This is a genomic window from Methylobacterium sp. Leaf466 (genome assembly GCF_001425565.1).
Taxonomy (GTDB): Bacteria; Pseudomonadota; Alphaproteobacteria; order Rhizobiales; family Beijerinckiaceae; genus Methylobacterium.
The window spans coordinates 25,619-44,539 of the sequence record NZ_LMRC01000016.1 but is presented as its reverse complement, the minus strand read 5'-3'; the positions used below and the strand labels follow the sequence as shown (position 1 = coordinate 44,539).

17 protein-coding genes are annotated in these 18,921 nt (G+C 71.4%); 6 read left to right on the top strand and 11 right to left on the bottom strand.

Annotation, left to right across the window (positions count from 1 at the left end; translation table 11 throughout):
- Positions 1 to 213: 213 nt before the first annotated feature.
- Positions 214 to 1,311 carry a replication protein RepA gene (locus ASG59_RS08795; RefSeq protein ID WP_056408306.1) on the bottom strand — a complete coding sequence of 366 codons (1,098 nt, stop codon included), beginning with the start codon at positions 1,309 to 1,311 and terminating at the stop codon, positions 214 to 216.
- Between the two features lie 810 nt (positions 1,312 to 2,121).
- On the opposite strand from ASG59_RS08795, the gene mazG reads away from it, so the two are divergent.
- Entirely contained in the window at positions 2,122 to 3,000 is an 879-nt protein-coding gene (gene mazG / locus ASG59_RS08790; RefSeq protein WP_056408303.1) for a nucleoside triphosphate pyrophosphohydrolase, read from the top strand.
- A 192-nt stretch (positions 3,001 to 3,192) separates the two neighbouring features.
- Here the strand turns inward: mazG and ASG59_RS08785 are convergent, their stop codons facing one another.
- The 4 genes from ASG59_RS08785 to pabB are packed head-to-tail and all read right to left on the bottom strand — an operon-like array spanning position 3,193 to position 6,514.
- Entirely contained in the window at positions 3,193 to 3,636 is a 444-nt protein-coding gene (locus ASG59_RS08785; RefSeq protein WP_244475678.1) for a DoxX family protein, read from the bottom strand.
- Positions 3,637 to 3,665: 29 nt separating this feature from the next.
- The gene (locus tag ASG59_RS08780; protein WP_056408301.1) at positions 3,666 to 4,511 is read right to left on the bottom strand and encodes an aminotransferase class IV; all 846 of its coding nucleotides are present in this window, start codon (positions 4,509 to 4,511) and stop codon (positions 3,666 to 3,668) included.
- 3 nt (positions 4,512 to 4,514) lie between these two features.
- Complete coding sequence (locus tag ASG59_RS08775; protein ID WP_055882006.1) at positions 4,515 to 5,114, bottom strand: aminodeoxychorismate/anthranilate synthase component II; 600 nt, start codon at positions 5,112 to 5,114, stop codon at positions 4,515 to 4,517.
- On the bottom strand, positions 5,111 to 6,514 hold the full coding sequence (gene pabB, locus ASG59_RS08770; protein WP_200945951.1) for an aminodeoxychorismate synthase component I: 1,404 nt from the start codon (positions 6,512 to 6,514) through the stop codon (positions 5,111 to 5,113). Before pabB ends, ASG59_RS08775 begins: the two co-directional genes overlap by 4 nt.
- Before the next feature lie 312 nt (positions 6,515 to 6,826).
- Between pabB and rimO the strand changes: the two genes are divergently transcribed.
- Positions 6,827 to 8,167: a 30S ribosomal protein S12 methylthiotransferase RimO gene (gene rimO, locus ASG59_RS08765; RefSeq protein ID WP_056408298.1), complete on the top strand. Its 1,341-nt coding sequence runs from the start codon at positions 6,827 to 6,829 to the stop codon at positions 8,165 to 8,167.
- A 77-nt stretch (positions 8,168 to 8,244) separates the two neighbouring features.
- Here the strand turns inward: rimO and ASG59_RS19830 are convergent, their stop codons facing one another.
- The 4 genes from ASG59_RS19830 to ASG59_RS08750 form a co-directional block, all read right to left on the bottom strand.
- Positions 8,245 to 8,430, bottom strand: a complete 186-nt coding sequence (locus ASG59_RS19830; RefSeq protein WP_082494710.1) for a DUF3606 domain-containing protein — start codon at positions 8,428 to 8,430, stop codon at positions 8,245 to 8,247.
- Between the two features lie 80 nt (positions 8,431 to 8,510).
- Complete coding sequence (gene pncA / locus ASG59_RS08760; RefSeq protein WP_056408295.1) at positions 8,511 to 9,143, bottom strand: bifunctional nicotinamidase/pyrazinamidase; 633 nt, start codon at positions 9,141 to 9,143, stop codon at positions 8,511 to 8,513.
- 32 nt (positions 9,144 to 9,175) lie between these two features.
- A complete protein-coding gene (locus ASG59_RS08755) occupies positions 9,176 to 10,150 on the bottom strand; it encodes a quinone oxidoreductase (RefSeq protein ID WP_056408293.1) in 975 nt (324 codons plus the stop codon).
- 103 nt (positions 10,151 to 10,253) lie between these two features.
- Positions 10,254 to 11,645: a GntP family permease gene (locus tag ASG59_RS08750; protein ID WP_056408290.1), complete on the bottom strand. Its 1,392-nt coding sequence runs from the start codon at positions 11,643 to 11,645 to the stop codon at positions 10,254 to 10,256.
- A 279-nt stretch (positions 11,646 to 11,924) separates the two neighbouring features.
- Here ASG59_RS08750 and ASG59_RS08745 point away from each other — a divergent pair, with 279 nt between their 5' ends.
- Positions 11,925 to 13,136 (top strand): FAD-dependent monooxygenase, encoded by a 1,212-nt coding sequence (locus ASG59_RS08745; protein WP_056408288.1) that lies wholly within the window; start codon positions 11,925 to 11,927, stop codon positions 13,134 to 13,136.
- Here the strand turns inward: ASG59_RS08745 and ASG59_RS08740 are convergent, their stop codons facing one another.
- Positions 13,137 to 14,408 carry a patatin-like phospholipase family protein gene (locus tag ASG59_RS08740; protein ID WP_082528695.1) on the bottom strand — a complete coding sequence of 424 codons (1,272 nt, stop codon included), beginning with the start codon at positions 14,406 to 14,408 and terminating at the stop codon, positions 13,137 to 13,139.
- 213 nt (positions 14,409 to 14,621) lie between these two features.
- Between ASG59_RS08740 and ASG59_RS08735 the strand changes: the two genes are divergently transcribed.
- Together ASG59_RS08735 and hspQ are read left to right on the top strand one after the other, a co-directional pair.
- Positions 14,622 to 15,674: a CoA ester lyase gene (locus ASG59_RS08735; protein ID WP_055882025.1), complete on the top strand. Its 1,053-nt coding sequence runs from the start codon at positions 14,622 to 14,624 to the stop codon at positions 15,672 to 15,674.
- Positions 15,675 to 15,756: 82 nt separating this feature from the next.
- Positions 15,757 to 16,095 (top strand): heat shock protein HspQ, encoded by a 339-nt coding sequence (gene hspQ, locus ASG59_RS08730; protein ID WP_055882102.1) that lies wholly within the window; start codon positions 15,757 to 15,759, stop codon positions 16,093 to 16,095.
- A gap of 183 nt (positions 16,096 to 16,278) precedes the next feature.
- On the opposite strand, the gene ASG59_RS08725 is transcribed toward hspQ, so the two are convergent.
- Positions 16,279 to 17,061 (bottom strand): invasion associated locus B family protein, encoded by a 783-nt coding sequence (locus ASG59_RS08725; RefSeq protein WP_056287142.1) that lies wholly within the window; start codon positions 17,059 to 17,061, stop codon positions 16,279 to 16,281.
- Between the two features lie 350 nt (positions 17,062 to 17,411).
- Here ASG59_RS08725 and ASG59_RS08720 point away from each other — a divergent pair, with 350 nt between their 5' ends.
- Positions 17,412 to 18,797, top strand: a complete 1,386-nt coding sequence (locus tag ASG59_RS08720; protein ID WP_244475677.1) for a class I adenylate-forming enzyme family protein — start codon at positions 17,412 to 17,414, stop codon at positions 18,795 to 18,797.
- Positions 18,798 to 18,921: the final 124 nt, after the last annotated feature.

The following is an 18,921-nucleotide window of genomic DNA, read 5'->3' as shown; positions in this document are numbered from 1 at the left end:
CCGCCAAGGTCGCCATCGTCGCCACCGGCCGACGCCTCGTCGTCCTCGCCAACGCCCTGGTCAAGGACGACAAAACCTTCGCCGAAAGCGACCTCATGGCTTGACCGACAATACAGTCGCCGGTCGATCACGACGCGATGCGGGCCTGGGCTTCGCACGGGCACCGCGCGGGCTTGCCGATGGGGTTCCCGCTTTCATCGAGCGGCCGCCGTATCAGGCGGCGGTCGCGCGGCTGGCCCTGGCTGGCCGGCCGCTGCGCGGTGGGATCAGGAGGGTGGAGGCGTCCGCGGGCTTGAGCAGCATGCCGGTGTCGTCGAGGGTGATGGGGAGCTTGGGGAACACCTCGCACAGGTGCGCGAAATCGGCCTTGAAGGCCTGGCGGAAGCTGCGGATGCTGGCGTTGTCGGCCCCGAACTGCCCGTGCAGGTTCGTCCAGGTGAGGCGCAAGGGGCGCTGCAGGGCCCGCAGGCGGTAGCCGACCCAGAACAGCAGGTCGAGCTTGCGCGCCGAGCCCGAGAACGCCCGCGCCGCCCGGATGTCGACGGGCAGGGCGTGCTGGATCAGGTTGTCGTAGAAGTCCTGGTGGAACTGCACGGTCTTGGACCAGACGTGCCCCTCCCCGCCCTGGGGCAGCCACAGGGCCAGTTGCCGGAACGGCGGCACGTTGAGGGTGCGGGCGGTGTCGCCGCCGTCCCACAGGCCGATCTGCATGGTGCAGGCGGCGAGCCGGTTGAGCTGTTCCTTGAACTGGCGGATGGTGCCGCGCTCGCCCCCGGTGACGGCGAACCCCATCTCCTTCATGAAGCCCGACAGGCTGTCGGCCACGGCGATGGTGGGGCTGCGCTGGCGCACCGCCTCGGTGCACAGATGCAGGAGGACGAGGCGGGCCTTGGGGCCGTAGGGCAGGCCCTGCGGCTCCATCTCGCCGTTGGCCGGGTTCTTGAGCCGCCCGGCGAGCAGGCTGAGGGAGTTGCGGCCGTAGTCCCGGAAGAACTCGCGTGCCGAGCCCGGATCGCGGTAGGGCAGGCCGCACAGGGCGAGCACGCTGTGAATGTGCTGCAGGTTTTCGGGCGCCGTCGGCTCGTTCTCGATCACCTCGCGCACGGCGTCGCGCCGGCGCTGGTCGCGGGCCATGTCGAGGCGCCGCCCGGTGAGGGCCTGGCGCGAGGCGGCCTCGGCGTCCCTGGCGAGCTGGCGGTGCAGCACGTGCTCGACGATGGTGGCGAACAGGAAGCCGCCGCGCGCGCCCTCGATCTCGGCCAGGAGATCGGGATCGCGGATCCGGGCCAGCTTCTCCTCGATCCCCGACACGCCCCCTCCCCGACTTCGTCCCGCCGCAGCGCCGATCGTCGTGCATGGCACGATTGGGCGCAGGAGAGTCGCACCGGCCTGCGGTTTCCTCGCGAAATCCCCGTTACCCACGGATTCACGCCGGCTCGGCCGGCGTCTTGGCATGGCACGCACGCCGGCTTGGCCGGCGTCTTGGCACGGCACGCACGCCGGCTCGGCCGGCGTCTTGGCACGGCATGACGGCATGCGCCGCACGGGCCAGCGATCCGCGGTCGCACCGGGGTATCCGTGCGACGGCGTCCCGAGGCGGACAGGACACCACCCCGCGCCGCGATCGGCCGACGCAGAGTTCGATACGGGGGCGGATGCGGGATCTGTCCCCATAGTTCACCGGCCGAGCCCGCCATCCCCGCCGAATCCCATACGCAGCTACGCAGATCTCGATACGCGAGCCCCACGACGCCACGCAGATCTGGATACGGACCACCGCAGAGTCGGATGCGGAGCCGCGCAGAGTTCGATACCGAAACACCGCTCAACCCTCTGTCGTGACGAGATTTTTTCCGCCCTCCTATAACTTGCCGAAAAGACTCTCTGAGAATCCTTCCTGATAACTTTCCTAGTACCGGACGGGATCGTTCGTCGAAACGAACAGCCTCCCAAAGACGATGTCTTGGACGTTGTCAGAGCGCCGTCCACTGTCCGTCTCCAGAGGCTGAGACCGGTGACAGAACGACCGGGATTTCTTAACCCCATGGTCACCTGTCGCTCCGACGGCCGACGCAGGCGCCAGTCCGGCAGGATCGTCTCTCTCCAATCCCGGGATCGTTCATGAGCGCACAGGCGACACAGGCGGCGATCGATCGCCTGATCGGGTTGATGGCGACCCTGCGCGATCCGGATTTCGGCTGTGCCTGGGACCTCGCCCAGACCCCCGCCAGCATCGTCCCCTTCACCATCGAGGAGGCCTACGAGGTCGCCGACGCGGTGGAGCGGGGGCGTCCGTCAGACCTGCGCGACGAGCTCGGCGACCTGCTGCTCCAGGTCGTGTTCCAGGCGCGCCTGGCCCAGGAGACCGGCGCCTTCGATTTCGGCGATGTCGTCGCTGCCATCACCGCCAAGCTGATCCGCCGGCATCCGCACGTGTTCGAGCCCGACGGCCGCGTGCTCGAGGATGGGGGCCGGCCGACCGATCCGGATGCGGTCGCGGTGCTGTGGAACGCGGTCAAGGCGCGCGAACGCGCCGCCGGGCGGGACACCCCTGGACTCGAGGACGCCCCTGGCCCCGAGGATGACCCTCGACCCGACCCGGGGCCGTTCGCGGATATCGCCCGCGCCCTCCCCGCGTTGTCGCGGGCGGAGAAGATCTCGCGACGGGCGGCGAGCGTCGGGTTCGACTGGCCCGACCCGGCCGAGGTCGTCGCCAAGGTCCGCGAGGAGATCGACGAGGTCTCGCAGGCCATGGCCGAGGGTGCCCCCGGGGCGATCGCGGAGGAGATCGGCGACCTCCTGTTCTCCGTCGCCAACCTCGCCCGGCACCTGTCGATCGATCCGGAGGAAGCGCTGCGGCGCGGCAACGCCAAGTTCGAGCGCCGCTTCACGGCGATGGCCACCCACCTCGACCGGGACGGAACCCCCCTCGCGAAAAGCGATCTCGCCGCGATGGAGGCGGCCTGGCAGGCGGTGAAGCGAGACGAACGGAAGGAATAGGAATATTCCTTTTTATTCCAAGAATGTCGATCGTCGTCTTCCGCCGTCGACGTCGTCCTGAGGCGCCTCGCCTGCCGCCTCGAAGGAGGGGTCCAGGGATCTCGGGGCCGTGCGGAACCTTCCTTCGAGGCTCGTTGCCGCTGCAAGGAGCGCTTCAGGATGAGGGGAGATCGGCGGGACGAAGGGGAGCGATCACCCCTGCCTCTTCCTTTCCCCGTCCGTCCGCACCCGCCACGGCCAGCGAGTCCAGCCGGTGGCGTAGAGGGCCCACCAGACGATGACCGGCTGCATGGCCAGGCGCGGCCCGTGGTACCACCAGCTCTGCGGCAGGCCCGGCACCGCGATGCCTTCCAGGGCGTGCTTGATGTTGGCCGGGAACACCGCGACGGCATAGAGCGCCAGCATCAGGCCGGCGGTCCGGCGCAGGCGCGGCACCAGCAGGCCGATGCAGCCGGCGAGCTCGTACCACCCGGTCAGGACGACGACGAGGCGGGGCCGCGGCACCCACTCCGGCATGATCGGCAGGAAGGCGTCGGGGGCCGTGAGGTGGACCAGGCCGATGCCGCCGAAGACGATGATCAGCGCCGCCCGCATCCAGGCGGGTCCGGAGGGGGGCGGGGCCGAGATTGGGGTCATGACCGGGTCCATGATCGGGGCCATGCCGGTCACGGAATCCCCGACACACCGCAGGCGCCCGTGACGTCGCGGCGCACCGCCTGCGTCAACCGCGCCACGACGGGGTGATCGACCGACGGAATATTCCAAATTCCGATGGCGGAGACGGGGGCGATCAGGCGCAGGGAATTGGTGAGGACGACCGCATCGGCGTCGGCATAGGCGCTCAGCGGCTGCGCGGTCTCCTCTACCCTCAGGCCGCACTCCGCCGCGTGGAGAAGGATGCGGCTGCGCATGATGCCGTCGAGCGCGCCGTCGCGCAGGGGCGGCGTGACGAGGCACTCGCCCTTCAGGGCGAAGAGGTTGCCGGTGCCCGCGCAGGCGACGGCGCCGCGGGTGTTGAGGAACAGGGCCTCGTCGAACCCGGCCTGCGCGGCGTCGCGGGCGGCGAGCACCGCGTCGAGGTAGCCGAGGGTCTTGAGGCGGGAACAGACCGAGGTCTCGTTGCGGCGGGTCTCCACCGGCAGCAGGCTTAACGGCGCGAAGGCCGTTCCGGGGCGCAAGGGGGCGGCGCTGGCCCAGAGCGAGGGACGCGGGTCGGGCGGGGGGGCAAGCCCGCGCGGGCCGGTGCCGCGGGTGAGCGTGGTGCGGATCGCCGCCTGCGGACAGGCGCCCGCCAGCGCGCGCATCGCCGTCTCGACGGTCGGGCGCGGGACGGCAAAGCCGAGGTGTGCGGCCGCCGCCACGAGGCGGGTGACGTGCTCGGCCTCGAAGGCGATCCGCCCGCCGAGGCAGAGCGCGGTGTCGAACACCCCGTCGCCCAGCGTCAGGCCGCGGTCGGACAGGTCGAAGGGGACGGTGGCGCCCTCGACGAGGCGGCCCTCGAACCAGAGCACGGCTCAGCCTTTCGCGCGGCCCGCGCGCCAGTCGCGGGCGAGGCCGAGGAAGTTGGAGAACAGGTCGTGGCCGTGCTCGGTGAGCACGGATTCCGGATGGAACTGCACCCCCCAGGTCGGATGGCTGCGGTGGCTGAGCGCCATCACCTCCCCGTCCGTGGAGACGGCGTCGACGGCGAGAACCTGCGCCATGGCGTCCGAGGGCGCCACGATCAGCGAATGGTAGCGCCCCACCGTCATCGGGTCGGGCAGGCCGGCGAACAGGCCCCGCCCGTCGTGGCGGATCGGCGTGCCCTGCCCGTGCAGCGGCCGCCCCGCCCGCTCCACGCGGCCGCCGAAGACGGCGCCGATCGCCTGGTGGCCGAGGCAGACGCCGAGGATCGGGATCTCCCCCGAGAGGTCGCGGATCGCGGGCACCGAGATGCCGGCCTGCGCCGGGGTGCACGGCCCCGGCGAGATCACCAGGGCGTCGGGGCCGAGCGCCCGGATGCCGGACACGTCGAGGGCGTCGTTGCGCACCACCCGCACCGTCTCCCCGAGTTCCTCGAGGTAGCGCACCACGTTGAAGACGAAGGAATCGTAGTTGTCGACGACGAGGATCATGCCGCCTCCGGGTCGTCGAAGGCCTCGAACACGCGGGCGGCCTTGGTCAGGGTCTCCTCGTATTCGGCCGCCGGGTCCGAGAGCAGGGTGACGCCGCCCCCCGACTGCAGCACCGCCCTTCCCCCGTCCATGAAGACGGTGCGGATGGCGATGGCGGTGTCGAGCGAGCCGTCGAAGCCGATGGCGCCGATGGCGCCGCAGTAGAGTTCGCGGGCATCGCCCTCGATCTCGGTGATGATGTCCATCGCCCTGAGCTTGGGCGCGCCGGTGATCGAGCCGCCGGGGAAGGTGGCGCCGAGGAGATCGAGGGCGTCGGCGCCGGCCCTGAGTGTGCCGGTGACCACCGAGACGAGGTGGTGCACCGAGGCGTAGGATTCGAGGCCGCACAGGGTCGGCACCGTCACGCTGTGCGGCTCGCAGATGCGCGAGAGGTCGTTGCGCAGGAGGTCGACGATCATGATGTTCTCGGCCCGCTCCTTGGGGTCGGCCTGCAGGGCCTCGCCGAGCCGGCGGTCCTCGTCCGGGTCGGCGACGCGCCGGACCGTGCCCTTGATGGGGCGGGTCTCGACGCTGCGGCCGTCGAGCTTGAGGAAGCGCTCGGGGCTGCTGGAGGCCACCGTCAGGCCGTCGAAGGCCAGGTAGGCGCCGAATGTCGCCGGGTTGGTGGCGCGCAGGCGCCGGTACAGGGCGAAGCCGTCGAAGCCCGGCGGCAGCGCCGCCTCGAAGCGCTGGGCGAGGTTGGCCTGGTAGATGTCGCCGGCCCGGATGTAGTCGCGCACCCGCTCCACCGCCGCCTCGTAGGCGGAGCGCGAAAAATTCGAGGTCCAGGCGAGCGGGACGGCGGGGCCGGCGGCCGGCGGCGGCCCGGCCTTCTCCAAAAGGGCCGCAAAGGCGTCGAGCCGCGCCGCGGCGCGCGCCTTCCGCCCGGCCGGCGTCGTCTCGGGAAAGCCCGTGGCCACGAGCCGGCAGCGCCCGCTCTCGTGGTCGATCGACAGCAGCGTGTCGTAGAGGTTGAGGGCGATGTCGTCGCACAGGCCGGCCCGGCGGGCCGGGACGGCGGCGGGTTCGAGGGTGCGCCCGAAGTCGTAGGCGATGTAGCCGATGGCGCCCCCCGGGAAGGCGGGCAGCCCGGGCTGCGGCGCGACGCGGTAGGGGGCGAGGCAGGCGCGCAGGGCCGAGAGCGGCGGGCCCTCGAGGGGCCGGCCGTCGAGGCTCGCCCTGCCCCCGCTGCAGCGGAACCGCCCGAACGGATCGGCGGCGACGATCGAGCGGCGCCCGAGGGTCTCGTGCGTCATCGCGCTGTCGAGGAAGGCGAGCCCCGGCAGCTGCGACAGCGCCAGGGCCGCCGCGACGGGATCGAGGGACGGGAGGTCTCGAATCCAGATGTCTTGGGTCCACATGGGCGGGTCGGGCTGGACTCTTGCTGTCTGACGAGCGGCCTTCGGCCGGGCCGATGGCCGTGGGAGCCCTTATGCACCCTTTGTGCTGGGGGCGCCGCTGCGAAATCGTCCGGGCCGGCGCGGACGGACGACCGGGGGGAGCCCCCCCCCGCCGCCACGGCCGCGGCCAAGCTCCTGTCCGGTCATGACAAAGCGGGCCAGGCTCGCAAGATCGGACGGATGGCGCTATAGACCCTGCATCCAAATCCCGCACCCGTGCGATCGCCCCGGCCAAGCCCTTGGCGCCGATCGCGCCGTGCCCGACGAGCCATCATGACCGCATCCGTCCTGCCCACGCTCAAAGGCGCGGCCCCGAAGATCTCCTTCGTCTCCCTCGGTTGCCCGAAGGCGCTGGTGGATTCCGAGCGTATCCTCACGCACCTGCGCGCCGAGGGCTACGAGCTCGCCCGCCGCCACGACGGCGCCGACGTCGTCATCGTCAACACCTGCGGCTTCCTCGATTCGGCCAAGGCCGAGTCGCTCGCCGCGATCGGGGAGGCCATGGCCGAGAACGGCCGGGTCATCGTCACCGGCTGCATGGGCGCGCAACCCGAGGAGATCCGGGCGAAGTATCCGAACCTTCTCGCCGTCACCGGCCCGCAGGCCTACGAATCGGTGGTGGCGGCCGTCCACGAGGCGGTGCCCCCGGCCCACGACCCGTTCTTCGACCTGGTGCCGCCGCAAGGGGTGAAGCTGACCCCGCGCCACTACGCCTACCTGAAGATTTCCGAGGGCTGCAACAACCGCTGCACCTTCTGCATCATCCCGAGCTTGCGCGGCGACCTCGTCAGCCGTCCGGCCGGCGACGTGCTGCGCGAGGCCGAGAAGCTGGTCAAGGCCGGCGTCAAGGAACTGCTGGTGGTCTCGCAGGACACCTCCGCCTACGGCGTCGACATCCGCTACGCCGCGAGCCCATGGCAGGACCGCGAGGTGCGGGCCAAATTCGCGGACCTGGCCGGCGAACTCGGGCAACTCGGCGCCTGGGTCCGGCTCCACTACGTCTACCCCTACCCGCATGTGGACGAGGTCATCCCGCTCATGGCCGAGGGGCGTGTGCTCCCCTACCTCGACATGCCGCTCCAGCACGCGTCTCCCAGCGTGCTCAAGCGCATGCGCCGGCCCGGCAACCAGGAGCGCCAGTTGGAGCGCATCCGGCGCTGGCGCGAGGTCTGCCCGGATCTCGCCATCCGCTCGACCTTCATCGTCGGCTTTCCCGGCGAGACCGACGCTGAGTTCGAGGAGCTTCTGGCCTGGATCCGCGAAGCCAAGCTCGAGCGCGTCGGCTGCTTCGAGTTCGAGCCGGTGGGCGGCGCGGTGGCCAACGGGCTCGGCGATCCGGTCCCGCCGGAACTGAAGGCCGAGCGCAAGCGCCGGTTCATGGAGGCGCAGCAGGTGGTGTCGCTGCGCCTGCAGAAGGCCCGCATCGGCAAGCGCCTGCCCGTCATCATCGACGAGGCCGGCCCCGGCCTCGCCAAGGGCCGCTCGAAATACGACGCCCCCGAGATCGACGGCGCCGTCCACGTCACGAGCCGCCGACCGCTACGGGTCGGCGACATCGTCACCGTGAAGATCGAGCGGGCGGATGCCTACGATCTGTATGGGAGTGCGGTGTAGCGTTTGGACGCCTCAAGTCCGGAACCGGCCATGCCGTGGCCCCAGACTTGAAAGGCTGTCGGTCGCTCGTGCGGCCGCTACGGAACCGGTTTGCCCAGATGGCGAGCAACGTCCTTCACCATAGGACCGACCGCCTTTACGGCCGCCCGTAGTTGCGCTTCGGTGACGCCGAATTCCTTGCACCACCAGGTTACTTCCCAGGATTCGTTGACGTTGATGCGCTGCCGATCGGGAGGGCCGCGCTGATCGAGATCATCAGCCATGTTTCATACCTCAAGTTGACTTTATTGATATCGTAAACCTGAGGTGTATTTCAAGGGCGTCGGGATCGAGCGGAATTTCCTTATCCGCTTGCGATCTTCCCGCTCTCGATCCGCTCAACCCCCGCCGCCGTCATCTCACCCCACGCCCGCGCCACCGAGCCGTCGCGGTCGATCCCGCGCACGGCGTCCTCCACCACCGCTACCGCGAACCCCGCCGCCCGCGCGTCGAGCGCGCTCCAGGCGACGCAGTAGTCGGTGGCGAGCCCGCACAGCACCAATCGCGAAAACCCGCGCTCGCGCAGGGCGCCGGCGAGCCCCGTGGGGGTGCGCCGGTCGGCCTCGAGGAAGGCCGAGTAACTGTCGACATCGGGGTGATGGCCCTTGCGGATCACCAGTTCGGCCCGGTCGGTCCTGAGATCCGGGTGGAACGCCGCCCCGGCCGATCCCCGCACGCAATGGTCCGGCCACAGCACCTGGGTGCCGTAGGGGAGCGCCACCGCCTCGAAGGCCGCCCGGCCAGGATGGCTCGAAGCGAAGGAGACGTGGCCGGCCGGGTGCCAGTCCTGTGTCAGGACCACGTGGGGGGCCGCCCCGATCAGCCGGTTGATCGGGGCGATCACCGCGTCGCCGTCCGGCACGGCGAGAGTCCCGCCGGGCAGGAAATCCACCTGCACGTCGATGACGAGGAGGAGGTCTGCGCCGGTCCAGGCCATGGTTTGCGGGCTTTCGGCGTGCGGGCTTTCGGTCAGGGGATCATCACCGTGGCCCCGGTGGTCTTGCGGCCGGCCAGATCCCGGTGGACCTGCTGGGCTTCGGCCAGCGGCGCCTGGGAATGGACCGGAATCTTCACGGCGCCGTTGCCCACCACCGAGAACAGGTTGGCGGCCATGGAATCGAGCACGTCGCGGTGGCTCGAATAGGCGAACAGCGAGGGCCGGGTGGCGTAGAGGCAGCCCTTGGTGTTGAGGAGCGCGATGTCGAAGGGCGGGATCGGCCCCGAGGCCGAGCCGAAGCTCGCGAACAGGCCGAGCGGGCTGATGCAGTCCAGCGAGGCCGGGAAGGTGTCCTTGCCGACGCCGTCGTAGACCACCGGCACGCCCTTGCCCTTGGTGATCTCCTTCACCTTGGCGGCGAAATCCTCGTCCCGGTAGAGGATGACGTGGTCGCAGCCGTTGGCGCGGGCGAGCTCCGCCTTCTCGGTCGAGCCGACGGTGCCGATGACGGTGGCGCCGAGATGCTTGGCCCACTGGCAGGCGATGAGACCGACGCCGCCGGCGGCGGCGTGGAACAGGATCGTGTCGCCGGCCTTCACCTTGTAGGTCCGGTGCAGCAGGTACTCGGCGGTGAGGCCTTTCAGCATCATCGCGGCGGCGGTGACGTCGTCGACCCGCTCGGAGAGATGCACGGCCGCGCTCGCCTCGATCACCACCTCCTCGGCGTAGGTGTTGGCGGCCGAGCCGTAGGCGACGCGCTCGCCGACCCGGAAGCCGGTGACGCCCTCCCCGAGCGAGACGATGACGCCCGCGCCCTCCTTGCCGGGGGTGAAGGGCAGGGCGGCGGCCTTGTAGGCGCCCGAGCGGAAGTAGATGTCGATGAAGTTGACGCCGATGGCGGTCTGCCGGACCCGGATCTGGCCGGGACCGGGCTCGGGCAGCGTCACCTCCTCCAGCCGCATCACCTCGGGGCCGCCGTATTCGTGAACCCGGATCGCCTTGGTCATGGTCGCTTGCTCCTCGGTGCTGGTGAGCGCTCATATAGGGCGTGGGCGCGGGGACAAGGCGGACGGTGTGGTCCGTGGGTTCGCAACCGACGCTCCCCTCGCCTCACACGATCCCCGTCGCATAAAACACTCCGATCACCACGAACACCGCTACGGTTTTCAGCATCGTGATCGCGAAAATGTCGGCATAGGCCTGGCGGTGGGTGAGGCCGGTCACCGCGAGCAGGGTGATGACGGCGCCGTTGTGGGGCAGGGTGTCCATGCCGCCGCTGGCCATGGCGGCTACCCGATGGAGCACCTCCATCGGGATCTGCGCGGTCTGCGCCGCCGTGACGAAGGTGGCGGACATGGCGGCCAGCGCGATGCTCAGGCCCCCCGAGGCCGAGCCGGTGATGCCGGCAAGTGCGGTCACCGTCACCGCCTCGTTGATCAGCGGGTCGGGGATGGCGGAGAGCGCCTCGCGGATGGCGAGGAAGCCCGGCAGGGCCGCGATGACGGCCCCGAACCCGTATTCGGAGGCGGTGTTGAGGGCGGCCAGCAGAGAGCCCGCCACCGCCGCCTTGCTGCCCTGCGCGAAGCCTGAGGCCACCGGCTTCCAGGCGAAGGCGAACACCGTGGCGATCCCGAGGAGCAGCGCCAGTTCCACCGCCCAGATCGCGGTGACCTGGGTGGTGGTCGTCACGATCGGCTTGTCGAGGCCCGCCAGCGTGGTCTCGACCGTGGGGCCGTAGAGGCGCGGGATCAGCGCGGTGAAGGCGAGGTTGGACAGGCCCACGACGACGAGCGGCAGGAGCGCGACGGCCGGATGCGCCAGGGACTCGTCGGCGAGGGCGGCCGGCTCGTTGGCGTGGCCGCTGCCGTAGCCTTCGCCCGCGCGCCGGGCGGAGGCGATGCGCCGATCGAGATAGAGGACGCCCAGCGTCAGGATGAAGGCGGCGCCGATCAGCCCGAGCCAGGGCGCGGCCCAGGTGGTGGTGTTGAAGAAGGTGGTGGGGATGATGTTCTGGATCTGCGGCGTGCCCGGCAGCGCGTCCATGGTGTAGGAAAAGGCGCCCAGGGCGATGGTGCCGGGAATGAGGCGTTTTGGGATGTCGCTGAGCCGAAACGCCTCGGCCGCGAACGGATAGACCGCGAACACCACCACGAACAGCGAGACGCCGCCGTAGGTGAGCAGGTTGCACACCAGCACGATCGAGAGCACCGCCCGGCGCGGGCCGACGAGGTCGATCACCGCGGTGACAATGGCGCGCGAAAACCCCGACAGCTCGATGACCTTGCCGAACACCGCGCCGAGCAGGAACACCGGCAGGTAGAGTTTCACGAAGCCGACGAGCTTGTCCATGAACAGCCCGCTGAACACGGGCAGCACCGCGGACGGATCGGTGAGGAGCACCGCGGCCAACGCCGCGACCGGCGCGAACAGGATGACGGAAAAGCCGCGATAGGCCACCAGCATCAGGAACCCGAGGGCCAGGAGCGCGATGGCGAGGTTCACGGGTTCCCTCCTGCGGCGTCTTCGTCGTGCCGAAGCGTAACGGCGCCTTCCGCCCAGGGTTGCGTCGCGGAAGGCCAGGATGTCGCGCAATCGTGGGGCTTGAAGCGGGCGGGCGATGGCCATCTCTTCGGATAAGGCGTGGCTCTCCTCATCCTTGCGGGGAGACGTCGGAGGCGGGGGTGGCCGGGTGACCCTCCTCCGGAGGCCACCGGAACCACCCCCGCCCTCGATCCCGCCCCGCGAGGGGGGACGCGCGTTCAGGTTGGAGGCTAGAAGCCCATGACATCCCCTCCCCGCTTCGAGGCCGCCGTGGTCGGTGCCGGTGCGGTCGGCCTGTGCGCCGCCCTGGCGCTGGCGCGCGACGGCGTCGCCACCGCCCTGATCGGGCGGCACGGCGCGGTGGCCGACGGCCGGACCGTCGCCCTCCTCGACGGATCGGTGCGTTTCCTCGACGCGCTCGGCGCCTGGGCGGCGATCGCCCCTCACGCCGCGCCGCTGGCCGAACTCCACATCGTCGACGACACCGGCAGCCTGTTCCGGCCTCCGCCGGCGCGTTTCGTCGCCACCGAGATCGGTCTCGAGGCCTTCGGCTGGAACGTCGAGAGTGCCCGGCTGGTCGCCTCCCTGCGCGACGTGGCGCGGACCGCGGCCAACCTCACCCTGGTCGAGGCCGATGCGGCCGGCCTCGAGACGGGGGTGGATGCCGCCACCGTGCGCCTGGCCGACGGCAGCGGTATCGCCGCCCGGCTCGTGGTCGCCGCCGACGGCGGACGCTCCGTCATGCGCAGGAGCGCCGGCATCCGGGAACGGACCTGGTCCTATCCCCAGGCGGCGATCACCACGCTGCTGGCCCACGACCGGCCGCACCGGGACGTCTCCACCGAGTTCCACACCCGCCAGGGGCCGTTCACCCTGGTGCCCCTGCCCGGCGGCCATCGCTCCAGCCTCGTCTGGGTGACCGCCGAGATGGCGGCCAGGCGCCTGTCGGAACTCGACGACGACGCCCTGGCCCAGGCGGTCGAGACCCAGGCGCAGGCGATGCTCGGGGCCATGCGCATCGACGGGCCGCGCGGCCTCGTGCCGATGCGCGGCCTCTCCGTGGCGAGCCCGGTGGCCGACCGGCTGGCGCTGGTGGGCGAGGCCGCCCACGTCTTCCCGCCGATCGGGGCACAGGGGCTCAACCTCGGCCTCCGCGATGCGGCGGCGCTGCGCGATGCGGTGCTCGGCGCCCGCTCCGAGGGACGCGATCCCGGCTCGCGCCAGGCGCTCGCGGGCTTTGCCCGCTCGCGCTCCCGCGATGCGCGGCTGCGGACCGCGGCGGTGGACCTCCTCAACCGCAGCCTGCTCACCGGTCTCGTGCCGGTGGACGCCCTGCGGGGCATCGGCCTGATCGCCATGACCTCGATCGCGCCCCTGCGGCGCATCGTGATGCGCGAGGGCGTGCTGCCGCGCATGGGCGCGCCGGCCCTGATGCGGGCCGGCGCGGGCTGATCAGCGAACGGCGATGTCCCGGCGCGGGGCCGTCTCCGGACGCGGGGAGAGGTCCGGGCGCGGCAGCGGCCGCAGCGAACTCGTGGCGCCGTGTGCCTCCTCCTGCGTGAAGGCGGTGCCGGCCCGCCCCAGGGCGGCGCCGTGGGCGAACAGCGCCCGCATGTAGGCCCCGTCGAAGGGCACCGTGCTCGTCTTCGTGAAGCGGCCGTCGATCTGGGCCACCTTGAGGGCGATGCCTTCGCGGACAGCGAAGGTGCGCGCCACGGCCAGCGCCATGCGGGTCTGGGCCTTGATAGCGGCCGACATCGCGCGCCCGAGCACGCTCAGGGTGCTGCGGCTCGCCATCTGGAAGTCCGGGCTCAGCCGGTTGTTGATCACGAGGTAGACCATCTGCGTCGGCAGCCGCAGGGTGTCGCCCAGCAGGGCCGCCTCCGGCGCGAGGTAGAACGGGGCCATGGTGCCGCCGTCGGCGTGCATGTCCTGGAACGCCTTGCCGTCCTGCCCCCGCTCCTCGATCAGCACCGGCGGAAAAACGCCGGGCACCGCCGCCGAGGCCAGGATGACCGAGCGGAACAGGGCGAGCGCCTTGGGCCCCCCGGCGGTGGCGATGGCGCCCATGTCCCACAGCACCGGGCGCTCGGCGTCCACCGCCGTGGTCGCCACCAGCAGGCGCCTGCCCCTCGCGTGCTCGGCCGCCACGGCCTTGAGGAGGTCGGCCGTCACCGACCGGTCGATCCGCCGCTTGAGCGGCCAGGTGTCGGTGAGCGACATCGGGGTCGCCCCGAACTCGAACACGTCCGCGGCCGAGACCTCCGTGTAGGCCTTGGCCAGCGTCGCGTCCTCGCTGGCGCCCACGAAGGCGAAGGGCGCGATCATCGCGCCGGTACTCACCCCGGTGATCACGCCGAAGGAGGGCCGCTCACCCGAAGCGCTCCAGCCGTTGAGGAGGCCGGCCGCGAAGGCGCCGTTCTCGCCGCCGCCCGACATCACCAGCCAGGGGTCGCTCGCCCGCGAGGCCCCGTCGATCAGGGCCTGGAAAGCGGCGGGATCGTCGCCGGCGATCCGCACGCCGGTCAGGCCGTCGGGCTGCGCGGCGGCTGCCTCGCCGGCGGTGAAGGCGACCCTCTCGGCCGGTTTCTGCCGCTCGGCGGGCCCGGCCTCGACCGATACGCTCGCCGCGAGCGAGAGGGAGCCCGCGATGACCCCGGCCGTGAGCCACGCCGTCCTGCGAGCGCGCCGCGCCGGGGCGGGTCGATTGGTCGATCCGGACATCGCCTGATCCTCGTTCACGCCACCCGCCCTGATTGGCAAAACGCGAGGTCGCAACGGCGGTTCCGGGGCGAGGCGGCCGGCCGCCCCCGCGTGGTTCCCGGTGTGCGAAAACGCATCCGTTCTTTGACCTGGGGGGCGAGCATGAACTAACCGCTGACGGAGGAGGCGGGGGTGCCCGCCGTTCCGATCCCGCCCCACGGAGCCAGAGCCCCGATGAAACTGCCGCGCCGCTTCTTCCAGCCCCTCGCCACCGGTGCGCCGGCACCGTTTCGCGACCTGCCCGTCAAGCTCGAGCGGATGATCCACTTCGTGCCGCCCCACAACGACAAGGTCCGTGCCCGGGTGCCCGAACTCGCGGCCACCGTCGACGTGGTGCTCGGCAACCTCGAGGACGCGGTGCCGGTCGACCAGAAGGAGGCCGCCCGCAAGGGCTTCGTCGCCATGGCGCAGGCCACGGATTTCGCGGCTTCCGGCACCGGCCTGTGGACGCGCATCAACGCCCTGAACAGCCCTTGGATTCTCGACGACCTGTTCGAGATCGTGTCCCAGGTGGGCGACAAGCTCGACGTGGTGATGGTGCCCAAGGTCGAGGGGCCGTGGGACATCCACTACATCGACCAGCTGCTGGCCCAGCTCGAGGCCAAGCACGGCGTCACCAAGCCCATCCTCGTCCACGCCATCCTGGAGACGGCCGAGGGCGTGGCCAACGTCGACGCCATCGCGAGCGCGTCGCCGCGCATGCACGGCATGAGCCTGGGGCCGGCCGATCTCGCGGCCTCGCGCGGCATGAAGACCACCCGCGTCGGCGGCGGGCATCCCGACTACCGGGTCATCGCCGACCCGACCACGGACGGCGCCGCCCGGGCCAGCGCCCAGCAGGACCTGTGGCACTACACCATCGCGAAGATGGTCGACGCCTGCATGGCCAACGGCCTCAAGGCGTTCTACGGCCCGTTCGGCGACTTCTCCGACGGCGATGCCTGCGAGGCCCAGTTCCGCAACGCCTTCCTGATGGGCTGCGCCGGCGCCTGGACGCTTCACCCCAACCAGGTCGCCATCGCCAAGCGCGTGTTCGCGCCCGATCCGGCCGAGGTCGCCTTCGCCGTGCGCATCGTCGAGGCGATGCCCGACGGCACCGGCGCGGTGATGCTCGACGGCAAGATGCAGGACGACGCCACCTGGAAGCAGGCCAAGGTCATCGTCGATCTCGCCAAGCTGGTCGCCGAGAAGGACCCGGACCTGGCCAAGACCTACAACCTGGGCTGACGCGCGGCGCCGGACGACGACCTGGTCGCACGATGACAGGACGCGTCCGGCGCCTTATCTGACCTTCATGATCGACACGACGATGACAGCCCCCGCGATGAGAACCGCCAAATTCGGCCTCGGCGCCGTGGTCCGCCACCGCATCTATCCGTTCCGCGGCGTCGTCTTCGACGTCGACCCGGTGTTCGACAACACCGAGGAATGGTGGCTGGCGATCCCCGAGGAGATGCGCCCGCGCAAGGACCAGCCGTTCTACCACCTCTTCGCCGAGAACGCGGAGAGCGAGTACGTCGCCTACGTCTCCGAACAGAACCTCGTGCACGACACCTCCGGCGAGGCCCTGCGCCACACCGGCATCGCCGAGGTGTTCGAGCGGGACGCGAACGGCGGCTACCGGATGCGGGAACGGCAGGCGAATTGATACGGTTCGCCGCTTGGACAAAGCGGGAGCCGTATCACCGAGCCCACGCGGCGCCTGAGTACGGATCTTGTGTGAGGGGCGCCCCTCGATCGAGGCGGGCCTCCGCTATCGGGCATGCCGACACAAGAGAGGCCGGGCGATCCGCCCGGCCTCTCTTTCGTTCACGTTCAAACGTCACGCAGATCAGGGCTTGGGAGCCGCTGCGGGTGCCGGGGCGGCCGTGCCGCCGGCGGCGTTCTGCTGCTCGAGCTTCTTGCGCATGTCGTCGCTGCGCTTCTCGAGCTCGCTCTGAAGCTTCTTCTGCTGCTCCTCGAGCACCTTCGGGTCCATCGCCGGGCCGTCGAAGGCCTTGCCGAAGCCGGTGAGCGGCACGGCGAAGGTGACCTCGCGCTGGGTCTGGTTCTGGACGCTGACGTTGAGGAGCGTGCCCTTCTTCATGGCCGCGATCAGCTCGTTGCCGACGCCGCCGGCCTCCGCGAAGCAGCCGTTGGGGAAGCAGACCGCGAACTTGCCGGCGGTGCCCTGCTGGCCGTCGACGGTGAAGCGGATGCCCGGCTGCAGCAGCAGGCCGAGCGGCATCAGGTAGCGCACCACGCGCACCTCCTGCTTCGTCTGCGGGTTCTTCATGTCGTAGACCGCCACCGCCAGCACCGGCTGGCCCTGGTCCGAGACGAAGTCGCGGGTGGTGTAGCAGACGTCGGTGCCGCTGCCCTGGTCCTTGCCGCAGACCTTGGTCCACTCGGTCTGGGAGGGCTCGGACTTCACGTTGATGGTCTGGGGCCCGGTCTGGGCGGCGGGCGTCTGGGCGGCGCCCTGGCCCGGCGGGGGCGCGGTGGGGGCGGGCGCGGTCGGCGCCGCCTTGCCCTTGGGCGCCGGCGCCTGGGCGAGGGCCGGCCCGGCCAGGCCCGCGAGGGCGAGGACGGCGGCGATGCGCAGCGGGCGCGCGGACTGGTTGGCGAAGAACATCAGCTCTGACCCCTCGAGGAGATAGTGAAGCGGCGCGCCGGAGCGCACGATACCGGCTGGCCGGCCGGCCGCCTGTCGCGGCCGATGCGGAACCGGACCACCCTTGCGCCGACGGATGCGCAGCGATGGCTCCGCGCGAATCTGTGGACAGATCGCGCGACTGAACGGGCGGCCTGCTTTCCCTCCGAATGCGGCGAAGACATGACACCGGCGCCGTTCCTGGCCCAGGCGCCGCCTCATGGCAATCACCCACGGCCCTCCGGGACGCCTCCCTCGCGAGGCGAGTCCGTTAAGCCCGGCTTAACCCTGACGCGCCATCACGGGGGGAGACTTCCGCGAGCGAGGGACCGGTGTCGGCGCAGCCCGTGATCATCACGACGCCCCGCGACCGTCCCGGTTCGCCGGCTCCGGCCCGGCGGACGCCGATGGCCGGCGAGTCGCCGCCGCGACCCCGCCCCGCCCCCGCCACCCGCGACCCCGCGGCGGAGGCCGTCGCGGCACCGCCGCCCGCTCCCGATCCGGCGCCCGCCGGCCGCCTGGGCCTCTGCGCCCTCCTGGCCGAGACGGCCCACGTCCATCCCCACCGGGTCGCCTTCGTCGACCCGGCCGACAAGCGGGCCTGGAGCGGGCGCGCGCCCATCACCTGGACCTATGCCGCCGCCGCCGAGATCGTCTCGCGGCTGGCCAACGGATTGCGGACCTGGCGCCTGCCGAAGGGGAGCCGCATCGGCCTGTCCCTGGCCGGCGGGGCCGAGAGCGCGCTCGCCTATCTCGCCATCGAGGCGGCGGGGCATTGCCCCTGCCTGCTGCCGCCCGGCTGGAGCGAGGACGACCTCGTCGCCGGCGTCCAGGTCGCCGGGATCGCCGCCGTCCTCTGCCAGGCCCGGGCCGGGAACGCGGCGCCGGCCGAGACCATGCGCCGGGTCGCCTTGCGCTACTTCGGCCTGCGCTACCTCGCCGCCTTCGGACCCGACGTGCCCGACGGCGTCATCAGCCTCGACGGGATGGCCCTCGACGGCACCGGCGGCCCCTTCGCCGCGCAGGCCGCCGGCGGCCTCGTCAGCTTCGCCGGCGGCGATCCGGCGAGGCCCGTCCACCGCTCGGGCAACGCCCTTCTCGCCGCCATCGCCCTTCACCGCACCCGGATCGGGATCGCCCCGGGCGAGCGCATCCTCAGCCTGCTGCCGTTCAGCGACCTGCGCGCCGTGGTCACCGGCCTCGGGACGGCGCTCACGGGCGGAGCCGGCCTCGAAACCCTCCCGGTCTTCTCCGCCCTGCCCTTCGCCGAGACGCTGGCGCGGCCGTTGCCGACCCACCTCGTCGCCCCGGCCGGCTTGGAGCGGAACCTCGCCGCCAGCCGGCTGCCCGACACCCTGCGGTCGTGCAGCCTCGTCCACCGGGCGCCGTCCGCCTTCCCGGCCCGCGCCCTGGCCGCGGACGGCGCCCACCCGGTGATCGACGTGGTCGCCTTCGACGAGGTCGCCCTCCTGTCGGGCACCCGCGGCCGCGACGACGTCCTGCGGACCCTGGCCGACCCCGAGAGGTCGCCCCTGCCCGATGCGCTGATCGCGATCCGGGCTGAGGAGGACGGGCGCCTCGCCTTCCGCGGCGAGGCCTGCCGCACCGCACTGCTGCAGCGCGGCAACAGTCCCGAGAAAACCGCCGAGGCCTGGTCGGAAACCCGGTTCCGCGCCACCGTGCGGGCGGGCCGCGCCACTGCGCTGACCCTCGGCTGACCCTCGCCCGATCGTCCGGTCCGCCGCATCCGCGAGAATGGCGCCCGGCCTCCGTGGTGGCCGGCCATCGGCGGCTGTCGCCTGCGGCGCCGATGAGAAAACCTGCGTCGCCAGGGTATTGCGT

Excerpts from the sequence above, each read along its gene's own strand:
- mazG (WP_056408303.1), top strand. The coding sequence starts at position 2,122 with ATGAGCGCACAGGCGACACAGGCGGCGATCGATCGCCTGATCGGGTTG.
- ASG59_RS08785 (WP_244475678.1), bottom strand. The coding sequence starts at position 3,636 with ATGACCCCAATCTCGGCCCCGCCCCCCTCCGGACCCGCCTGGATGCGG.
- ASG59_RS08775 (WP_055882006.1), bottom strand. The coding sequence starts at position 5,114 with ATGATCCTCGTCGTCGACAACTACGATTCCTTCGTCTTCAACGTGGTG.
- pabB (WP_200945951.1), bottom strand. The coding sequence starts at position 6,514 with ATGTGGACCCAAGACATCTGGATTCGAGACCTCCCGTCCCTCGATCCC.
- rimO (WP_056408298.1), top strand. The coding sequence starts at position 6,827 with ATGACCGCATCCGTCCTGCCCACGCTCAAAGGCGCGGCCCCGAAGATC.
- ASG59_RS19830 (WP_082494710.1), bottom strand. The coding sequence starts at position 8,430 with ATGGCTGATGATCTCGATCAGCGCGGCCCTCCCGATCGGCAGCGCATC.
- pncA (WP_056408295.1), bottom strand. The coding sequence starts at position 9,143 with ATGGCCTGGACCGGCGCAGACCTCCTCCTCGTCATCGACGTGCAGGTG.
- ASG59_RS08755 (WP_056408293.1), bottom strand. The coding sequence starts at position 10,150 with ATGACCAAGGCGATCCGGGTTCACGAATACGGCGGCCCCGAGGTGATG.
- ASG59_RS08745 (WP_056408288.1), top strand. The coding sequence starts at position 11,925 with ATGACATCCCCTCCCCGCTTCGAGGCCGCCGTGGTCGGTGCCGGTGCG.
- ASG59_RS08740 (WP_082528695.1), bottom strand. The coding sequence starts at position 14,408 with ATGTCCGGATCGACCAATCGACCCGCCCCGGCGCGGCGCGCTCGCAGG.
- ASG59_RS08735 (WP_055882025.1), top strand. The coding sequence starts at position 14,622 with ATGAAACTGCCGCGCCGCTTCTTCCAGCCCCTCGCCACCGGTGCGCCG.
- hspQ (WP_055882102.1), top strand. The coding sequence starts at position 15,757 with ATGACAGCCCCCGCGATGAGAACCGCCAAATTCGGCCTCGGCGCCGTG.
- ASG59_RS08725 (WP_056287142.1), bottom strand. The coding sequence starts at position 17,061 with ATGTTCTTCGCCAACCAGTCCGCGCGCCCGCTGCGCATCGCCGCCGTC.